At 55.5% G+C, this 16,416-nt stretch carries 14 protein-coding genes and 3 tRNA genes; 7 read left to right on the forward strand and 10 right to left on the reverse strand.

The genetic code is table 11. The features are described 5' to 3' along the window. Positions 1-81: 81 nt before the first annotated feature. Positions 82-1,701, forward strand: coding sequence for a long-chain-fatty-acid--CoA ligase (locus FN806_RS02185; protein ID WP_142633577.1), 1,620 nt, complete (start codon positions 82-84; stop codon positions 1,699-1,701). A gap of 83 nt (positions 1,702-1,784) precedes the next feature. Here the strand turns inward: FN806_RS02185 and FN806_RS02190 are convergent, their stop codons facing one another. From FN806_RS02190 to FN806_RS02205, 4 genes are all read right to left on the reverse strand, one after another. Then, positions 1,785-3,248, reverse strand: a complete 1,464-nt coding sequence (locus tag FN806_RS02190) for a flavin-containing monooxygenase (protein ID WP_142633578.1) — start codon at positions 3,246-3,248, stop codon at positions 1,785-1,787. A gap of 317 nt (positions 3,249-3,565) precedes the next feature. After that, a tRNA-Asn gene (locus tag FN806_RS02195) sits at positions 3,566-3,640 on the reverse strand. Positions 3,641-3,767: 127 nt separating this feature from the next. Then, a tRNA-Asn gene (locus FN806_RS02200) sits at positions 3,768-3,842 on the reverse strand. 80 nt (positions 3,843-3,922) lie between these two features. Next, positions 3,923-4,837 (reverse strand): MBL fold metallo-hydrolase, encoded by a 915-nt coding sequence (locus FN806_RS02205; RefSeq protein ID WP_142633579.1) that lies wholly within the window; start codon positions 4,835-4,837, stop codon positions 3,923-3,925. Between the two features lie 44 nt (positions 4,838-4,881). Between FN806_RS02205 and FN806_RS02210 the strand changes: the two genes are divergently transcribed. Then, positions 4,882-6,201, forward strand: a complete 1,320-nt coding sequence (locus FN806_RS02210; RefSeq protein WP_142633580.1) for an ATP-binding protein — start codon at positions 4,882-4,884, stop codon at positions 6,199-6,201. 245 nt (positions 6,202-6,446) lie between these two features. Here the strand turns inward: FN806_RS02210 and FN806_RS02215 are convergent. Next, positions 6,447-6,523 (reverse strand) — tRNA-Ile (locus FN806_RS02215). Positions 6,524-6,630: 107 nt separating this feature from the next. On the opposite strand from FN806_RS02215, the gene purM reads away from it, so the two are divergent. The 3 genes from purM to rnd all read left to right on the forward strand — a co-directional run bounded on the left by purM (position 6,631) and on the right by rnd (position 9,541). Beyond that, entirely contained in the window at positions 6,631-7,677 is a 1,047-nt protein-coding gene (gene purM / locus FN806_RS02220) for a phosphoribosylformylglycinamidine cyclo-ligase (protein ID WP_142633581.1), read from the forward strand. Continuing rightward, complete coding sequence (gene purN, locus FN806_RS02225; RefSeq protein ID WP_142633582.1) at positions 7,674-8,270, forward strand: phosphoribosylglycinamide formyltransferase; 597 nt, start codon at positions 7,674-7,676, stop codon at positions 8,268-8,270. Before purM ends, purN begins: the two co-directional genes overlap by 4 nt. A 113-nt stretch (positions 8,271-8,383) precedes the next feature. After that, positions 8,384-9,541 (forward strand): ribonuclease D, encoded by a 1,158-nt coding sequence (gene rnd / locus FN806_RS02230; protein ID WP_142633584.1) that lies wholly within the window; start codon positions 8,384-8,386, stop codon positions 9,539-9,541. A 6-nt stretch (positions 9,542-9,547) separates the two neighbouring features. Here rnd and FN806_RS02235 read toward each other — a convergent pair whose 3' ends face one another. Continuing rightward, the gene (locus tag FN806_RS02235; RefSeq protein WP_142633586.1) at positions 9,548-10,072 is read right to left on the reverse strand and encodes a hypothetical protein; all 525 of its coding nucleotides are present in this window, start codon (positions 10,070-10,072) and stop codon (positions 9,548-9,550) included. Positions 10,073-10,211: 139 nt separating this feature from the next. Between FN806_RS02235 and FN806_RS02240 the strand changes: the two genes are divergently transcribed. Further along, on the forward strand, positions 10,212-10,622 hold the full coding sequence (locus FN806_RS02240) for a SufE family protein (RefSeq protein ID WP_142633588.1): 411 nt from the start codon (positions 10,212-10,214) through the stop codon (positions 10,620-10,622). Here FN806_RS02240 and FN806_RS02245 read toward each other — a convergent pair. Both FN806_RS02245 and FN806_RS02250 read right to left on the reverse strand, forming a co-directional pair. After that, a complete protein-coding gene (locus FN806_RS02245; protein ID WP_142633590.1) occupies positions 10,619-11,281 on the reverse strand; it encodes a DUF1638 domain-containing protein in 663 nt (220 codons plus the stop codon). The two genes, FN806_RS02240 and FN806_RS02245, sit on opposite strands and share 4 nt — an antisense overlap. 154 nt (positions 11,282-11,435) lie before the next feature. Next, entirely contained in the window at positions 11,436-12,134 is a 699-nt protein-coding gene (locus FN806_RS02250) for a corrinoid protein (RefSeq protein ID WP_142633592.1), read from the reverse strand. A 279-nt stretch (positions 12,135-12,413) separates the two neighbouring features. Here FN806_RS02250 and FN806_RS02255 point away from each other — a divergent pair, with 279 nt between their 5' ends. Then, entirely contained in the window at positions 12,414-13,499 is a 1,086-nt protein-coding gene (locus tag FN806_RS02255; protein WP_142633594.1) for a PA0069 family radical SAM protein, read from the forward strand. 53 nt (positions 13,500-13,552) lie between these two features. Here FN806_RS02255 and gltA read toward each other — a convergent pair whose 3' ends face one another. After that, on the reverse strand, positions 13,553-14,848 hold the full coding sequence (gene gltA, locus FN806_RS02260) for a citrate synthase (protein WP_142633596.1): 1,296 nt from the start codon (positions 14,846-14,848) through the stop codon (positions 13,553-13,555). 121 nt (positions 14,849-14,969) lie between these two features. Continuing rightward, positions 14,970-16,370, reverse strand: coding sequence for a glutamate--tRNA ligase (gltX, locus tag FN806_RS02265; RefSeq protein WP_142633598.1), 1,401 nt, complete (start codon positions 16,368-16,370; stop codon positions 14,970-14,972). Positions 16,371-16,416 lie beyond the last annotated feature (46 nt).

A 16,416-nucleotide genomic window follows, 5' to 3' on the forward strand; every position in this document is an offset into this window, starting at 1 on the left:
TTTTGACCGCGCCAACAGCCAAAGATGCGTGGCAAACAAGAAGGTGCTGCAAAAAGCGGCCCCGACACAGGGAGGATGTCCATGCTGGGACAAATGATGACGCAACCGTTGCTGATCTCGTCACTGATCGAGCATGCCGATCGCTATCATGGCCAAACCGAGATTTACTCTGTCGAAACTGACGGCAGTTTGACTGAAACAAACTGGTCGCAAGTCGCCGAGAACGCACGAAAATTAGGTTCTGCACTGTTAGGTCTTGGGCTGGAACCGCACGCTCGGATAGCGACATTGGCATGGAACAACCGCCGCCATCTGGAAATCTACTATGGCACTTCGGGTGCTGGATTCGTCTGCCACACCGTAAACCCCAGGCTGTTTCCAGAGCAGCTGACCTATATCATCAATCATGCGCAGGACCGGGTTCTGTTTTTCGACGCCACATTCATCCCGCTTGTCGCCGCTTTGAAGGACCACCTGACAGAGGTGCAGCATTTCGTGTTTATGGGTCCGCGGAATGATGACGCAATCGTGCAGGTTCCAGGGGTGCAGTTCTATGATGAGCTGATCGAAACCGGTGATTCCGGCTTTCAATGGCCCAGACTGGACGAAAACACAGCCTCAAGCCTTTGTTACACCTCGGGCACAACCGGAAACCCCAAGGGGGTGCTCTATTCCCATCGCTCGACAGTTTTGCACAGTTTTGGGTCCAACACGCGTGACGTGATCGGGTATTCGGCGATGGATGTGGTACTGCCAGTTGTACCGATGTTCCATGTGAACGCTTGGGGATCGCCGTACGCTTGCGCGATGTCGGGGTCTCGGATGGTATTACCGGGGCCAGAATTACATGGCGAGGCATTGGTCAATTTGATTGACAGCTATGGGGTGACACTGGCCATGGGCGTGCCGACGATCTGGCAGGGTTTGCTGGCCTCTGCCAAGAAGTCGGGCAGTCAACTGTCCAGTCTTGAGCGCACAGTTATTGGTGGGGCCGCATGCCCGCCGTCGATGATCGAGACGTTCCGCGAAACCTACGGTGTTGATACAGTCCACGCCTGGGGGATGAGCGAGATGAGCCCGCTGGGAACCGCGAACCAGCCCTTGGCGAAACATGGAAAACTGCCCAAAGAAGAGCAGTATGGGCTTCGGGAAAGTCAGGGCCGTCCTTGTTATGGGGTCGAATTGAAAATCGTTGATGATCTCGGCAATGAGCTTCCGCGCGACGGTGAAACACAGGGAGACCTGATGGTGCGCGGATACTGGGTATTGGACAGCTATTTCATGATGCAGGATCAGGGTCTGCTGCAAGACGGTTGGTTTGCCACTGGCGACGTGGCGACACTGGACCCGGACGGGTATATGACGATCCGAGATCGCTCAAAGGACATCATCAAATCCGGCGGCGAATGGATCAGTTCGGTCGAGCTCGAAAATATCGCGGTGGCACATCCAAAGCTGGCAGGCGCAGCCGTTGTGGGTGTGCCGCATCCGAAATGGGACGAACGGCCCGTTCTTGTGGCGGTGAAAGCCGAGGGGGCAAACCCAAGCGAAGAAGAATTGCTGGCGTTTTTTGGTGGTAAGATCGCCAAGTGGCAGATCCCGGACAGGGTAGTCTTTGTGGACGCGCTGCCACTGAACGCGACTGGCAAGATCCTGAAACGCAACCTGCGGGAAGACTTCAAAGATGTGCTGAGTTCCTAGCGCAAGATCACTGGCCTGGCAGACACAAGCGAGATGGTTTGCCGGGTTTTCTGACTTCGCGGCGAACGTAGATCTATAGCCCCTCAGCCTTCTGAAGTTCCACGCCTGAAATCTGCCAGTTTGGGCTTCCTCGTGCGCCTGAAATACTCGAATGAACTGCCGGGCCAGTTGGTGGTTATCCGCTCGCCATCTTTGTAATAGCTGCGCTCGATCCGCGCCCACTGACTTTTGGCAAGACGCTGTTGCATCTCGTCATCGAAACGCAATGCCGCCTCAGGTTTTACTTCGATCGTGCCGTGATCGGCCGCCTTGATAAGTTGGATGACAAAACCGATTTGCGCTTCGATCATGGCCAGTACCGTCGTGTGGCCAAGGTTTGTGTTTGGTCCGTAAATAATGTGCAGATTGGGGAATTTGGGAACCGAAATACCAAGATAGGCCCGCGCACCACCCTTATCCCAAACATCGCGCAACAAGATACCATCACGTCCCTTGATATCAATAGCTTGCAGGAAGGGGTTGGATTGGAACCCAGTGCCAAGAATGACCACATCATGGTTGCGTTCGGTACCGTCTGTGGTCTTGATCCCATCTTTGGTGAAACAGTCGATTCCGTCCGTCACCAACTCAACCTTATCCTGGTTCAGGGTCTGATAGTAGCTGTCCGAGACCAAAAGACGACGCGCGCCGGGCGGGTATTTGGGCCGAAGCGCCTCGCGCAGTTTTGGGTCCGATATCGTCTTTTCCAGATGCCGGTTCAGTATGTTCTGCATCAGCATCTCGTGCAGTTTCGATCCTTTCATGACTGGAAAGATCTTGAATTCATTCTCGGCCCAAAGGCGGAAACGATAAAGTTTTTGAAGGAAAGGCATCGAACGCATCAGCGACTTGAAGCTCTCGCCATAGGTCTTGTTGCCTTTGGGCATGACCCAATTTGCCGTGCGTTGATAAACTGTCAGACTGCGTGCCTGTTTGGCGATCTCTGGGATGAACTGCAGCGCGCTGGCTGCATTTCCAATCACGGCAACTGATTTGTCCTTCAGGTCGATATCATGGCGCCATTCGGCAGAATGGAATATGGTTCCCCCGAAGAGCTTCATCCCCGGTATCCCAATACGGTTGGGAAAGTGCAACTGACCAACCGAGCAAACCACGTGGCGGCAGAGATAGGTTTCATCTCCATTGCCCTTGGTCGTTACAGTCCACATTTCACTGGTCGGATCGAAGCTTGCTGAAGTGACGGCGCAGCCAAGGCGTAAATGCGCGATCACTCCGAATGTTTCCGCACAATCCCGGATGTAATCCAGAATCTCTTTCTGTCCCGACCATTTTCGGCTCCAGTTCGGCGTTTTGCTGAAAGAGTAAGAATACAAATGCGAGGGCACATCGCATTCCGCACCGGGATAGGTGTTATGCTGCCAAGTGCCCCCAAATTCAGTGGCCTTGTCGAGTATTGCGAAGCTGTCGATTCCCGCTTGTCTGAGCTGGTAGCCCATACCAATGCCGCCAAAGCCAGCACCTATGATCAAACAGTTCACCTGCTTCATGATACTTCCTTATGCTCGTATGTCCGTTTCGCGACTTGCCAGTGGCGTTTCTGATCTGCCTGGTTTGGCTTTGGGACAAGCGTGACCGGCATAAAATCTTCTTTCAATTTATCTCAAGTTCACCTGAGCCTGCTAATAACTTGGGCCCAGACTAAGTCCTTCAATGCAAATGTAATTGGGAACTTATCCCTCAACTTTGAGTTGAATGGAATGAAAAAATTAGAGGATGAACCTTTGAAACCGTTTATCATCTGCCTTGAGTTATGGCGCACGGCCTGAGGCAGGGTGTTTCTATAGTCGTGAAAATTTTGGAAGATTGGCTCCGGCGGTAGGGATCGAACCTACGACCAATTGATTAACAGTCAACTGCTCTACCGCTGAGCTACGCCGGAACGGTTCGCGCCGTATAGCAACCCGACTCTTCGGCGTCCAGAGGGGGGCGTGAGTTTTTTCGTCGAAAAAACATGCGCACAGCGAAGGCGGGCATCCATGATAATTTGCGGTGTGTTTTGGGGAAATTGGCTCCGGCGGTAGGGATCGAACCTACGACCAATTGATTAACAGTCAACTGCTCTACCGCTGAGCTACGCCGGAACGGTTCGCGCCATATAGCAACCCGAAATTTCGCCGTCCAGAGGGGAAGCGCGGTTTTGGAAAAAAATTTACCTCGGCATCTATGGGGTTCTGGCGAAGATCGCGCCGACGGATAACTTTGACTGCGGTGCAACCAGAAATCGGCACGTAAGATCAACGAGATGGGCGAATACATTCCGTTCGGCAGCGGGCAACAGGGCGGCGGGGGTTTCGGTATAGATTCGCTCGGCCAATTCCCGGGCGGTCCCTGGCCTGGTTTCCAAAGCATACAGAATCTGTTTTTCCCGGGCGCGCCGGTGGGTGATCAACCAATCGAGCCTTTTGGCAGGGTCGTTAATCGGTGCGCCATGCCCTGCGTGGAATACGGACCAGTTATGTTGCCCTAGCTTTTCGCAAGCCGCCATGAAATCGGTCAGATCACCATCAGGTGGTGACACCAGTGAACTGGCCCAACCCATCACATGATCGGCGGTAAAGCAGACATCCCCCCAACCCAGCGCGATATGGTTACCAAGATGACCGGGCGTATGGATCACATTCAACTGCCACCCTTCGGCGGCGATTACATCTCCATCTTCGACTTCGATATGCGGGCGGAACGCCGTGTCGATCCCTTCACCTCCGCCTGCGAGCCCCTGAGTAGCCAATTCGGCCATCACCTCACTGCGGCCTGCTTCGGGGCCTCCGAAAGCAATGATCTTTGCTTGCGTTCGTTCGGCCAGCGGTGCAGCAAGCGGAGAGTGGTCCAGATGAGAATGTGTGACAATGATGTGGCTGATCCGTTGTCCGGGTTTAACCGCGTTCAGGATTGCATCCAGATGGTCCGCATTGGCAGGGCCGGGGTCAATCACCGCAAGATCGGTTTGGCCAAGCAAGTATGTATTGGTGCCGCGATATGTCATCGGAGACGGGTTGGGGGCGAGAATCCGCCTTAGGCCCGGTTGTAACTCGTCATCTCGACCTGGCATTGGATTGAAATCGTCCGGTGCTTGCATTCTGCACTCTTTCTCTCGTCTGAACAGCCCGTTAGGTTTAACCCATGACGACGCAATGGCTCAAACTTTATATGCCGCGCAGCCTGTACGCTCGGGCGGCTTTGATTCTCATTTTGCCGGTGGTGGTGATGCTGCTGGTGATCAGTGTCGCCTTTTTGCAAAAGCACCTAGAAGATGTCACTGCGCAAATGACTCGTGCCGCATCGCGTGAGGTTACGCTGGTTACGGATGTGATAGAACATTCTGAAACGCAGCATCAGGCGGTGGCCGAACTTCGGCCCGATCTGGCCGCGCTTGATATGAAACTGCGGTTTCTCGGGATAAACGAAACGCCAGTCATCGGGAATCGCCGCTGGTATGATTTCATTGCACCTCAAGTCGAATCCGAGTTGCGCGCCCTGCTTCCCGATCTTGTAGCGGTCGCCTTGCCAAGCGGGCAGGAGGCTCGATTGTATCTGCAGACGGATTTGGGTGTATTGCAGCTAACTTTCGACCGTCGGCGATTGTCCCCAACCGCGCCGCATCAGTTGATTGTGACCGTCTTGTTCTTTGCGATCATCATGACAACCATTTCGTTTTTGTACATGCGCAACCAGCTACGACCGATCACCCGTCTGGCCGAGGCTGCACAGGCGTTCGGACGCGGGCGGGTTGTTCCTTATTCGCCAGGCGGCGCGATCGAGGTGCGGGCCGCGGGCAGTGCGTTTCTGGATATGCGCGCCCGGATAGAGCGTCAGATGGAGCAGCGCACCATGATGCTGTCCGGTGTCAGCCACGATTTGCGAACGCCTTTGACGCGTCTCAAGCTTGGGCTGTCTTTGTTACCCGAAGGTGAGGCAGCGCCATTGCAACAGGACGTGGATGAAATGCAGCTATTGCTGGACGCGTTTTTGGACTTTTCCAAAGGAGCGGCAGAAGTGGCGCCGGAATCCGTAGACCCTGAGAGGTTCCTTCGGCAGATCGTCAAGGATGCGTGCAGGGCAGGGCATAAGGTCGAATTGGTAAAGGTTGATGGCGCAGGAACCGCGATGTTGCGCCCGACGGCTATTCGTCGCGCGGTAGAGAATTTGATCGGGAATGCGGTCAGGTATGGAAATCGCGCTGAGATCAGCCTGTCGGTCTCTTCCAAATCGCTGCGTATCCGCGTCGAAGATGATGGTCCGGGTATTCCGCCCGAGCAGCGCACCGAAGCGGTCAAACCTTTCTCGCGATTGGATCCGGCGCGCAACCAGAATCGGGGCAGCGGTGTTGGTCTAGGGTTGGCCATTGTGGCAGATGTCGCCCGAGCCCATGGCGGCGTGCTTCGATTGGGCAAAAGCGAACATCTGGGCGGTCTGTGTGCCGATATTATCATCGGTCGCTAGAGCATCGTGCACCGGACCTCTGCTCTGCTAAATCTGGTGTGAGTTCATCTTGGATTGTCGGATGTTCAGTGACCGATAAACTGATTCAAGCGCCTGAAAAGTTACCGGGATATCCCGGGCGGGAATCGAAGATATGTCCTGAAACCGTGGGGCACTTGCCTCGCAACCTATTGTTAGGTCGTGGAGCATCTCTCTCTATTTTCGGGCCAATCGAGCGTTGTTTTTAAAGGGAAATTTGCGGATTTTGGTAGGCCCGGAGGGACTCGAACCCCCAACCAAAGCGTTATGAGCGCTCTGCTCTAACCAATTGAGCTACAGGCCCGCCTAGGCGCTTTGCCTATCATGGTGAACGCCCGCGTCAAGCCTGACCGTTGCAACATCTCCAACAATCGACTAACCCGCGCGGGAACCATTCAAAAGAGGTTGGCCATGACAGCAGGCAAAAACGGAATCACCTACGCGGATGCGGGCGTTGATATTGATGCGGGGAATGCTCTGGTCGACCGGATAAAACCTGCTGCCAAGCGGACCAACAGATCCGGTGTGATGAGCGGGCTGGGCGGGTTCGGCGCATTGTTCGACCTGAAGGATGCAGGTTATCGGGACCCGATTCTTGTCGGCGCCACCGACGGTGTTGGCACCAAGTTGCGGATCGCGATTGATACAGGCCTGGTCGATGGCGTCGGTATCGATCTTGTGGCCATGTGCGTCAACGATCTGATCTGTCAGGGGGCAGAGCCACTTTTCTTCCTCGACTATTTCGCCACAGGCAAACTGGATACCGAGACCGCCGCACGGATTATTGAGGGCATTGCCGAAGGCTGCGTTCAATCGGATTGCGCATTGATCGGTGGTGAAACTGCCGAGATGCCGGGCATGTACCCCGATGGTGATTTCGATTTGGCCGGGTTTTCGGTCGGTGCGATGGAGCGCGGCGCACACCTTCCTGCAGATGTTCAACAGGGTGACGTGTTGCTTGGGCTGGCCTCAAACGGGGTGCATTCCAATGGCTATTCGCTAGTGCGCAAGCTGGTCGAGATCTCGGGCCTGGGTTGGGATGCGGCATCGCCCTTTGGGGATGGATCGCTGGGCGAGGCACTGCTGACCCCGACGCGCCTTTACGTGAAACCTGCGCTACAGGCGATCCGGACAGGCGGGGTGCATGCGCTCGCCCATATCACCGGCGGTGGCCTGACCGAAAACCTGCCACGGGTGCTGCCCGAGGGGCTGGGTGCCCAGATCGACTTGAACTCCTGGGATTTGCCACCCGTATTCGGCTGGATGGCAGAAACCGGCGGTATTGCTGAATCCGAGATGCTCAAGACTTTCAACTGTGGCATCGGCATGATCGTGGTTTGCGGCGCAGAGCAGGCCGACGACCTGTCGGCACTGCTGGCCCAAGCTGGTGAGACGGTTTCGCGGATTGGCACCGTGACCGACACCGCAGGAGTGGCCTATTCGGGCAAATTGCTGTGAGCCATAAGCGCGTCGCCATTCTGATCTCGGGCGGGGGGTCGAACATGGTCTCTCTGGTCGACAGCATGACCGGCGACCATCCGGCACGGCCTTGTCTGGTCTTGTCCAACGATGCCGGGGCAGGCGGGCTGAAAAAGGCCGCTGATCGGGGAATCGCGACCGCCGCCGTTGATCACCGACCCTTCAAAGGCGATCGCGCGGCTTTCGAAGCCGAGCTGCTGAAACCGTTAGAGCAAGCACAACCGGACATCGTATGTTTGGCCGGGTTCATGCGGGTGCTGACCGGTGATTTCGTCTCGCGCTTTCAGGGTCGGATGCTGAACATCCACCCGTCACTGTTGCCAAAATACAAGGGTCTGAACACCCATGCCCGTGCGATTGCAGCAGGTGATATCGAGCATGGATGCTCGGTTCACGAGGTGACCGCTGCGCTGGATGATGGCCCAATCTTGGGGCAAGCCCGCCTGAATATTGAAGCTGGAGACACTCCTGAGACTTTGGCGGCGCGCGTTCTGACCTACGAACACAGGCTTTATCCGGCCGTATTGCGCCGCTTTGCCGGAAATGACCGCACGCCGGTGCTTTTGCCGTGAATCCCGCGGGGTGATTTACACGCGGTTGCCATTCGGCCTATGGTTCGCCCGACGGCCCGGAAACGTGTAGGACTGACGGGTGATTAAAAACAAAAGCAAGAATAGCACCACGAATGAAAACCCTCACGACGACGCAAGAGCTGGCCGATTTCTGCAAAGCGGCTGCGGCCTTTGATTACGTAACCGTAGATACCGAGTTCCTGCGCGAACGGACCTACTATTCAAAACTTTGCCTGCTTCAACTGGCGGTCCCGTCGCCCGACGAAGACAGCGCCGTTTTGGTCGACCCGTTGGCCGAAGGGATGACTCTGGAGCCTTTGTACGAGCTCTTCGCCGATGAAAGCGTGGTCAAAGTATTTCACGCAGCCCGTCAGGATCTTGAGATTTTCTGGGTTGAGGCGGGTGTGTTCCCCAACCCTCTGTTCGACACCCAGGTCGCTGCTATGGTCTGCGGATTTGGCGAGCAGGTTGGCTATGAAACCCTGGTGCGCAAGATTTGTAAGGAAGGCGTGGACAAGACCTCTCGATTTACTGACTGGTCACGCCGCCCACTGTCCGAGGCGCAAAAGACGTATGCCCTGGCAGATGTAACGCATCTGCGGAAAATCTATGAGTATCTGTCGGCCGAGTTGACGAAAACCAAGCGCAGCCATTGGGTCGCCGAAGAGCTGCGGACGCTGACGCAATCCGGCACCTATGAGATCCAGCCCGAAAATGCGTGGAAGCGTATCAAAACCCGGACGAACTCGGCCAAGTTTTTGGCTGTTGTTCGCGAGTTGGCCGAGTTCCGCGAAGCCTATGCGCAGGAAAACAACGTACCGCGCAGCCGGGTGTTCAAAGACGACGCTCTGATCGAACTGGCATCGACCAAGCCGAAATCCCTCTCAGATTTGGGTGGATCGCGCCTGCTGCTGCGCGAGGCCCGCAAAGGGGTCATTGCGGATGGGATTCTGGCCGCCGTCAAAAAAGGTGTTAATTGCCCACCAGAAAAATTGCCCATGATTGATACCAGCCGTGACAAGTTGAAGGTAAATCCTGCGCTTGCCGACCTATTGCGGGTGCTGCTGAAATCAAAAACCGAAAGCTCGGGCGTGGCCGCCAAACTGATTGCTACCAGTTCCGAACTGGATCAGATCGCAGCCGGTGAACGGGAATTACCTGCAATGTCCGGTTGGCGGTTCGAGGTATTCGGCGAAGATGCCCTGAAACTGTGCGATGGCAAAATCGCCCTGGCAGCTAAAGGGCAGACCGTCACGGTCGTAGAGCTTTAACAGGAATTATCTGCGGCGGGATTCCAGGGCATTTTGTTCCCCTTTGACGCGGACCAACCGAATGTTTGCAAGCTCGTCTCGGCTGATATTGATTGCATTGGATACTCTTCGGGACCGTTCGGTCCCCTGGCTTGTCGCATATGACGGGTAGTCGACACGGAACGTGAATTCGAGAATGCCGTTTTTTGCATTCTCTTCGCTTTCAACACGAACAAGCCGCGCATTATAGGCACCCTGCCTTGCAGCAATCCCAGTCGTGTAAACGATAGCTCCATTCGGAATTGGATCGATCCGCAATTCTTCGATCTTGGCGATCGGGAAGCTCTTATCCTCGGGTGGCTTCTTGGAAAACAGGCCAACACCATCGTCTGTCTGGGGAACCAGCGCATTTGCATCGTTCACCGAGACTTCAGAGGGTGTCGGAGTACTGGACCCAAACCAGTTTGTCGGGTTGACCCGAGAATCACGCCAAGCGCTGCAAGCCGACAGGGTCAAGGCAGCAGCCAAAAGAACAGACAGTGATTTCTTCATCGTCACAACACCCAGAGCAGTCTATATGGCAATGAGTTATCGCACTTTTCCGGGTTTGAAAAGCCACGTGGGGGGCTGGACAGATGCTGGTCAGGATCATAGTTCAAAAATGTGAACCCAATGAGAGGACAGCCCCGAGATGGCGACACCTGCTTTTGAAGAAATCGTCGAAGATTTCGAATTCCTGGAGGACTGGGAAGACCGGTACCGCCATGTCATCGAGCAGGGGAAAGCGATGGCGCCATTGGATGATGCGTTGAAGGTGCCTGCAACCAAAGTCCATGGTTGCGCCAGCCAGGTCTGGCTGCATCCCAGTGTCGAGGGAGGGACCTTTCATTTTGACGGCGACAGTGATGCTCTGATCGTGAGGGGGCTGATTGCGGTTCTGCGATCCCTATATAACGGCCTGCCGGTTCAAGAAGTCCCGCAGGTTGACGCAGGAGGCGAACTGGCGCGGCTGGGGTTAAACGATCATCTTTCCGCGCAACGATCTAACGGTTTGAGGGCGATGATCGACCGTATCCGCGAGGTCGCGATAGAGGCCGCCTAAAGCGGGCGGCTGGCCCAGTCGCTCAGCGTGGATTGCAGATCACCATAACCGGTAAAACGGCGCTCGAAAGCCAGGCCCATTCGGTCTGCGCACTCCTTGGCCCGTTCGGTCAGAACCGCATCATCAGTCTGTGCCTGATAAACCAGTTTCGTGTAGTTGCCGAAATACATTTCCCTAAGCTCGGGGTGGCGATCCAGCCCCAGCGGCTTCCAGACGAAGGCATCGAATTGACGTGCCAGAAAATCTGTTAGGTAGAACGCTGTAGTTTCATCCTCGCCGCGATTTTCAAAGACCTGGTTCCCCTCGAAGAAAGAATAGCAGTGGGGCCCTTTGATCATCTCCACACCCATCTCCTCGCAGGCTTTCTGCAACAGGCCACCGGTGCCGCAATCTGCGTAGACGACATAAACTTTGTCGTATTGGTCGCGGTGTTTGGCAACGGCCTCTTCCACCGCCTGCGTGATCCGTTCCGGGTGGACGTGCAAGATGGCGGGCAGGCAGGTCAGTTCCATATGATCCCAGCCGTTACGACGCTTTAGGTCCAGGATTTCCCGCGCCAGCGCACCGCAGGCCAATAGCAGAATTCGCCCTGCGCCGTGATGGTCTGAATAGCCCTGTGTTGTCAGGCTGGCGTCGTCGGGAAGTTGGTCCTGAGTCATTTCGCGCCTCTTTCTCGTTATCTAGAAAATCGGCTTATTCGGTGGCTGGCAAGCCCGTATTCGACACATAATGTCGGCTTCGGATCAGGGTAGGGTGAATAAATGAAAAAGGCCGCCCGAAAACCGGACGGCCCTGAAATGGTCTAGATGTCGATCAACCCGCCAGCTGATTGTGCTTGCGCGAGACAAAATCCTTTGCGGTCTCAACCGCTACGGCCGCGTCACGGCAATAGGCATCAGCACCGATCGCCTTGCCGAACTCTTCGTTCAGGGGCGCACCGCCAACCAGAACGATATAGTCGTCGCGCCGACCCTGTTCGATTAGTGTGTCGATCACGACTTTCATATATGGCATGGTCGTCGTCAGCAGGGCCGACATGCCCAGAATATCGGGCTGTTCGGTATCAAGCGCTTCCAGATAGTTTTCGACGGGGTTGTTGATGCCGATATCAACAACCTCGAATCCGGCGCCTTCCATCATCATTGACACCAGGTTTTTGCCAATGTCGTGAATGTCGCCTTTAACAGTGCCGATCACCATTTTACCAACACGCGGTGCGCCGGTTTCGGCCAGCAGCGGCTTGAGGATAAACATGCCGCCCTTCATTGCGTTTGCGGCCAGCAAGACCTCGGGTACGAACAGAATGCCGTCACGGAAGTCGTGGCCCACAACCGTCATGCCGCCGACCAGTGCCTTGGTCAGGATGTCATAAGGTGTCCATCCGCGCTCCAGCAGGATGTTCACACCTTCTTCGATTTCTTCTTTCAGACCGTCGTAAAGGTCATCGAACATCTGTTCGACCAGTTCTTCGTCGTTCAGTTCGGACAGGACGATGTCTTCTTCATCGGACATGGGGCGTTTCCCTGAGCTGTTCGGGCCTTGCGCCCGTGGTGGCATTTTTTCCGTTTTGGCCATTTCGCCGTAATACTACTGTGACGATTGCGACCTTGGCAGTTCCGAGACCGACCTATAGGCCAAATTTGTCGTTATCTCGACGTCATTTTACACATGAACATCCTGCAATTCGTTCAAATGCACCAAATGTCCAGGGCCTGATTGGGGCTCTGATGATGCCTCAGAAAGGTAAATGTGCCGCTTGCCGGACCGGTCGATATTCCATATACCAAGTGCATGAACAAAAGTAGAACAAACCTGCCTTCGGCCATTGCCAAGGGGCGAGCGGCCACGGAAAATTCGGCAGGCAGATTCGAACGGTTTGACACAATCCCCTGCGATGACGGCTGGGGGTATGATGACGATCTTCCTCCGTTGCGGACTGAAATCAGGCACGAAACGGCACGCAGCATAATCACTTATAACCGCTCCCCCGACTTGCCATTTGATCGCTCGATTAACCCCTATCGGGGGTGTGAGCACGGCTGCATCTATTGCTTTGCGCGGCCCAGCCATGCCTATCTGGGTCTGTCGCCGGGGCTGGATTTTGAGACGCGCTTGATTGCCCGACCCAATGCGGCCGTGCTTCTTCGCAAAGAGCTTTCTGCGAAAGGTTACACTGTTGCGCCGATCGCGATTGGAACCAATACCGACCCTTATCAGCCAGTTGAAAAAAACCTCAGAATCACAAGGTCTTGTTTGTCGGTGCTTACTGAGTTTCGCCATCCGGTTGCGATTGTGACCAAGGGGGCACTGATCGAACGTGACCTCGATCTGCTCGCACAGATGGCGGAACAGGGTTTGGTTCGGGTCGGGATATCTCTGACCACGTTGGATGCGGATTTATCGCGCCGAATGGAGCCACGGGCACCCGCGCCAAATCGGCGCCTGAAAATCATTCGCAGGCTGACCGAAGCGGGGGTACCGGTACGAGTCATGACCTCGCCTTCTATTCCCGGTTTGACAGATCATGAGATGGAAAGCCTGTTAGAAGCGGGCAGGGATGCCGGGGCGGATGCAGCAAGCTGGATTATGCTGCGGCTGCCGCGCGAAGTTTCGCAACTTTGGCAAACCTGGCTGCAAGAGCAAGAGCCAACGCGCGCCGAAAAAGTCATGTCCAAGCTTCGGCAAATGCACGGGGGCAGGGACTATGATCCGCGCTGGGGCCACCGAATGCGCGGTGAGGGAGAATATGCCGAGATGGTGGCTAAGCGGTTTTCACTGGCTGTAAAACGACTGGGCCTTGCAACGCGCACCCCGAAGCTGCGGTGCGATTTGTTCGATATCCCGCCCCAAGCCGGGGACCAGTTGACGCTGTTCTAACAAATCAGCCCCGGATTCTGGTCCGGGGCTGTTTGGTTTGTTGGGGATCGAAATCAGCGTTTTTCGATGTCCACGTAATCGCGACTGGTTTCGCCCAGATAGAGCTGGCGCGGGCGGCCGATTTTGTTCTGTGGATCTGCGATCATCTCTTTCCACTGACTGACCCAGCCAACGGTGCGCGACAGTGCGAAAATCGGGGTGAACATCGACGTCGGGAAACCCATCGCCTCGAGGATGATCCCTGAATAGAAGTCCACGTTCGGGAACAGTTTCTTTTCGGAGAAATACGGATCTTCCAGTGCCTGTTTTTCCAGCGCCTTGGCGACCTGCAGCTTGGGATTGTCCTCAATCCCCAGCAGATCCAACACTTCGTCGGCGGATTGCTTCATAACCTTGGCGCGCGGGTCAAAGTTCTTATAGACGCGGTGACCAAAGCCCATCAGGCGGAACGGATCAGCCTTGTCTTTGGCGCGGGCGATAAATTCCGGGATACGGTCAACCGTGCCAATTTCTTCCAGCATTTCAAGGCAGGCCTGGTTTGCGCCGCCATGGGCAGGGCCCCAAAGACACGCGATACCAGCGGCAATACACGCAAACGGGTTCGCCCCCGAGGACGAGGCCAGACGCACTGTCGAAGTCGAGGCATTCTGTTCGTGATCCGCGTGCAGAGTAAAGATGCGGTCCATCGCGCGGCTGAGGATTGGGTTCACCTCATATTCCTCGGCAGGGACGCTGAAGCACATGCGCAGGAAGTTTGACGCATAATCCAGATCGTTGCGCGGGTACACGAAAGGCTGACCGGTGTGATACTTGTAAGCCCAGGCAGCTATGGTCGGCATCTTGGCGATCAGACGATGGGATGCGACCTCACGCTGATGCGGGTCGGAAACATCGGTCGAATCGTGATAGAACGCAGACATCGCGCCCACGACACCAACCATGATCGCCATCGGATGCGCATCACGGCGGAAGCCACGATAGAAATATTGCATCTGTTCGTGCAGCATGGTGTGGCGGGTGATCGTGGTTTCAAACTTTTCCAGTTCCTTGGCCGCCGGCAGCTCTCCATAAAGCAGCAGGTAGCACACTTCGAGGAAATGCGATTTCTCGGCCAACTGGTCGATCGGATAGCCACGGTGCAGCAGTTCACCTTTTTCGCCGTCGATATAGGTGATGGTGCTGTCGCAGCTGGCGGTCGAGGTGAAGCCGGGGTCATAGGTGAACACATCCGCTTCGCTGTACAGCTTGCGGATGTCGATGACATCAGGTCCCACGGTAGGCGAATGAACCGGCAACTCGTATGTTTTACCATGTACGGTCAAAGTGGCTGATTTATTGCTGTCGGTCATAATGTCCCTTCCTCATTCATACGTGAAACGGATCGTCGTCCGTTTCGGCGGGCAACGGTTGCGCACAGGGGCGCAGCCCGGGTGTTAGCGGAGCAGCGTTACCCAAATGTGAAACCTTTGGTTATGTCGCTGCGTCGGAGAGCCGTGCCAGGGTTTCATCCCGCCCAAGCACAAGCATCATATCAAAAACCGAAGGCGTTACAGCCCGACCAGCCAATGCAGCGCGCAACGGCCCTGCCAGCTTGCCAAACTTTAGCCCTTTCGCTTCTGCAAACGAGTTCAGGGCACTCTCCAGTTCGTTCCGGGTCCAGCTAGCATTTTGCACGTGCGGCGTCAATTCACTCAGTATACCGTCGGATACAGAGGACAGCGCCTTTGCAGCCTTCTCATCAGGTTTAATCGGGCGTGACGTCAGCACAAAATGCGCTTTTTCAAGGAGTTCCGGGAAAGTGCGTGCCCGATCCTTGAGGCAATACATCGCACGTTCCAGATCACCTGATTGTGCATTGGTGAGAGCGGGCAGTCCCGCCGCCGCCAGGTATCCCTGAATTTCCTGCCGCAATGCGGCATCGCCAGTGATTGGAATATGCTGACCACATAGATTCTCGAGCTTTTTCAGATCGAACCGTGCAGGGCTTTTACCGATTCCAGTCAGATCGAACCACTCTTTCGCCTGCTCATCTGTAAAGAATTCGTCATCCCCATGGCTCCAGCCGAGACGGGCTAGATAGTTGCGCATACCCGCGGCCGGGTACCCCATCGCCTGATATTCTTGGGCACCCAAAGCTCCGTGACGTTTGGATAGTTTCTTGCCGTCCGGACCATGAATCAGCGGAATATGTGCCCAGACCGGAACATCCCAACCCATGGCTTCATAGATCATCATCTGGCGTGCGGCATTGTTCAGGTGATCGTCGCCCCGGATAACATGGGTAACACCCATGTCGTGGTCATCCACAACAACCGCCAGCATATAAACCGGTGTTCCGTCCGAGCGCAGCAGGATCATGTCGTCCAACTGATCGTTGCGGATTGTCACGTCGCCCTGAACCTGATCGCGGATCACAGTGACCCCGTCCCGCGGTGCCTTTATGCGGATCGCATATGGGGTGTCAGGTTGGGTCGAAGGCTCTGCGTCGCGCCAGGGGCTCTGGAATAGCGTCGATTTTCCCTCTGCACGCGCCTGTTCGCGAAAGGCTGTGATCTCGTCCTGGGTCGAAAAACATTTGTAGGCTTTGCCGTCCGCCAGCAGCTGATGTGCCACTTCAGCATGACGCGGGGCGCCTTCGAATTGGCTGATCACATCGCCATCATGGTCCAGGCCCAACCAGGACATCCCCTGAAGAATTGCTGCAGTTGCCTCTGGCGTTGAGCGTTCGCGGTCCGTGTCCTCAATCCGCAACAAAAACTTGCCACCACGTCCCCGAGCAAAGAGCCAGTTGAACAATGCAGTGCGCGCGCCGCCGATGTGAAGAAAACCAGTGGGTGAAGGTGCAAAACGGGTGACGACCTGATCGGACATAGTGTGGATTAACCTTTTGGTAACCGTGTCGGGCTTAACTTGGCGC

The organism is Ruegeria faecimaris (assembly GCF_900182615.1).
Taxonomy (GTDB): domain Bacteria; phylum Pseudomonadota; class Alphaproteobacteria; order Rhodobacterales; family Rhodobacteraceae; genus Ruegeria; species Ruegeria faecimaris.

What these genes read in the sequence shown, in the direction of transcription:
- FN806_RS02185 (WP_142633577.1), top strand. Translation starts at nt 82, where the DNA reads ATGCTGGGACAAATGATGACGCAACCGTTGCTGATCTCGTCACTGATC.
- FN806_RS02190 (WP_142633578.1), bottom strand. Translation starts at nt 3,248, where the DNA reads ATGAAGCAGGTGAACTGTTTGATCATAGGTGCTGGCTTTGGCGGCATT.
- FN806_RS02205 (WP_142633579.1), bottom strand. Translation starts at nt 4,837, where the DNA reads ATGCAAGCACCGGACGATTTCAATCCAATGCCAGGTCGAGATGACGAG.
- FN806_RS02210 (WP_142633580.1), top strand. Translation starts at nt 4,882, where the DNA reads ATGACGACGCAATGGCTCAAACTTTATATGCCGCGCAGCCTGTACGCT.
- purM (WP_142633581.1), top strand. Translation starts at nt 6,631, where the DNA reads ATGACAGCAGGCAAAAACGGAATCACCTACGCGGATGCGGGCGTTGAT.
- rnd (WP_142633584.1), top strand. Translation starts at nt 8,384, where the DNA reads ATGAAAACCCTCACGACGACGCAAGAGCTGGCCGATTTCTGCAAAGCG.
- FN806_RS02235 (WP_142633586.1), bottom strand. Translation starts at nt 10,072, where the DNA reads ATGAAGAAATCACTGTCTGTTCTTTTGGCTGCTGCCTTGACCCTGTCG.
- FN806_RS02240 (WP_142633588.1), top strand. Translation starts at nt 10,212, where the DNA reads ATGGCGACACCTGCTTTTGAAGAAATCGTCGAAGATTTCGAATTCCTG.
- FN806_RS02245 (WP_142633590.1), bottom strand. Translation starts at nt 11,281, where the DNA reads ATGACTCAGGACCAACTTCCCGACGACGCCAGCCTGACAACACAGGGC.
- FN806_RS02250 (WP_142633592.1), bottom strand. Translation starts at nt 12,134, where the DNA reads ATGTCCGATGAAGAAGACATCGTCCTGTCCGAACTGAACGACGAAGAA.
- FN806_RS02255 (WP_142633594.1), top strand. Translation starts at nt 12,414, where the DNA reads ATGAACAAAAGTAGAACAAACCTGCCTTCGGCCATTGCCAAGGGGCGA.
- gltA (WP_142633596.1), bottom strand. Translation starts at nt 14,848, where the DNA reads ATGACCGACAGCAATAAATCAGCCACTTTGACCGTACATGGTAAAACA.
- gltX (WP_142633598.1), bottom strand. Translation starts at nt 16,370, where the DNA reads ATGTCCGATCAGGTCGTCACCCGTTTTGCACCTTCACCCACTGGTTTT.